The following is a 1,328-nucleotide window of genomic DNA, read 5'->3' as shown; positions in this document are numbered from 1 at the left end:
GGAGATAGAGCCAGATCAATAACAATATTGGCAATAAGGATACGAGCTTCAGGAAAGCCAATCCGCTGGGCTGCTTCCAGAGCTGTAACTGTATGGACTTGAGCGTCTGGATTTGCCAAGCCAATATCTTCGTAAGCGATAACGGTCAGGCGTCGAGCTAGGCTAGGCAGATCTCCTGCCTCAACGAGCCGAGCTGCGTAGTGGAGGCTGGCATTGACATCGGAGCCACGGATGGACTTCTGCAGGGCGGAGAGGACATCGTAATGACCGTCCCCGTCCTTATCCATGGTGATATAGCTCTTTTGCAGGCTGTTTTCCATGACATCGAGCGTGATGTGGCGGATACCCTTGCCATCTTCTGGGGTAGAGAGTACGGCTAGGTCCAGCGAGTTATAGGCAGAGCGCAGGTCTCCGTTGGTAGAGATAGCAATGAATTCCAGAGCTTCATCGTCTAGCTCTACTGGAAAATCAAATCCTCGTTCCTTATCCGTCAAGGCTAGCTGAATGGCTGTCCGGATGTCGTCGTTACTTAGGGGCTCAAGCTCAAATATCTGAACTCGGCTTCGGATGGCAGGGGTGACAGAAAAGAAAGGATTTTCCGTCGTCGCCCCAATCATGATGACTAGCCCGCTTTCTAGTAGTGGCAGTAGGAAGTCTTGCTTGGTCTTGTCCAAGCGGTGAATCTCATCCAGCAGGAGCACCAGTCCGCCAGAAAATTTAGCTTCTTCAGCGATCTCCTGCAGGCGCTTCTTGCTATCTACGGTGGCGTTAAAGGTCCGAAAGGCGAACTTAGTTGTGCCGGCAATAGCTGAGGCGATAGAGGTTTTTCCGATGCCGGGTGGCCCGTAGAGAATCATCGAGGACAGGCGGTTGGCTTCAACCATGCGACGGATGATTTTTCCAGGTCCGACCAGATGTTGCTGGCCGATAATCTGATCAATGCTGGTCGGTCGCATGCGCAGGGCTAGGGTTTCTGGCATAAGATTTCCTTTCTGCAAGTGTTTTTCTTAGCGTTTTGTGTTACTATTATAGATAGTAATATTTTATCACAATGAAAAGAGGAAATCATGGCTAAGTACGGTTTTTTAGAGATATTGGACGAGGAAATGGGAAAGAGCTTTCCTTTTGACTATGAGATAAACTGGGACAAGAAGAATCACGCAGTCGAGATCGCCTTTCTCCTTGAGGTACAAAATCCCGGCGGGATTGAGACGGTTGATGCTGAGGGCAATGCCTCGGCAGAGGATATTTACTTTGAGGAGGCTGTGCTTTTCTATAATCCGGTCAAGTCTCGTTTTGAGGCCGAGGACTATCTGGCTGCCCTGCCC

At 50.0% G+C, this 1,328-nt stretch carries 2 protein-coding genes; one reads left to right on the top strand and one right to left on the bottom strand.

Features of this window, described 5'->3' with window-relative positions; all coding sequences use genetic code 11:
- On the bottom strand, window positions 1–980 hold a 980-nt coding region (locus tag D8792_RS10675; RefSeq protein WP_142999395.1), incomplete at its 3' end, for a replication-associated recombination protein A.
- An 87-nt stretch (window positions 981–1,067) separates the two neighbouring features.
- Between D8792_RS10675 and D8792_RS10670 the strand changes: the two genes are divergently transcribed.
- A partial coding sequence (locus D8792_RS10670; protein WP_125373998.1) for a DUF3013 family protein occupies window positions 1,068–1,328 on the top strand: 261 nt, incomplete at its 3' end.

Origin of the sequence: Streptococcus cristatus (assembly GCF_003943505.1) — a bacterium.
GTDB classification, from domain to species: domain Bacteria; phylum Bacillota; class Bacilli; order Lactobacillales; family Streptococcaceae; genus Streptococcus; species Streptococcus cristatus_E.
The sequence above is the reverse complement of the archived record's forward strand: the minus strand, read 5'-3'. Positions and strand labels throughout refer to the sequence as shown.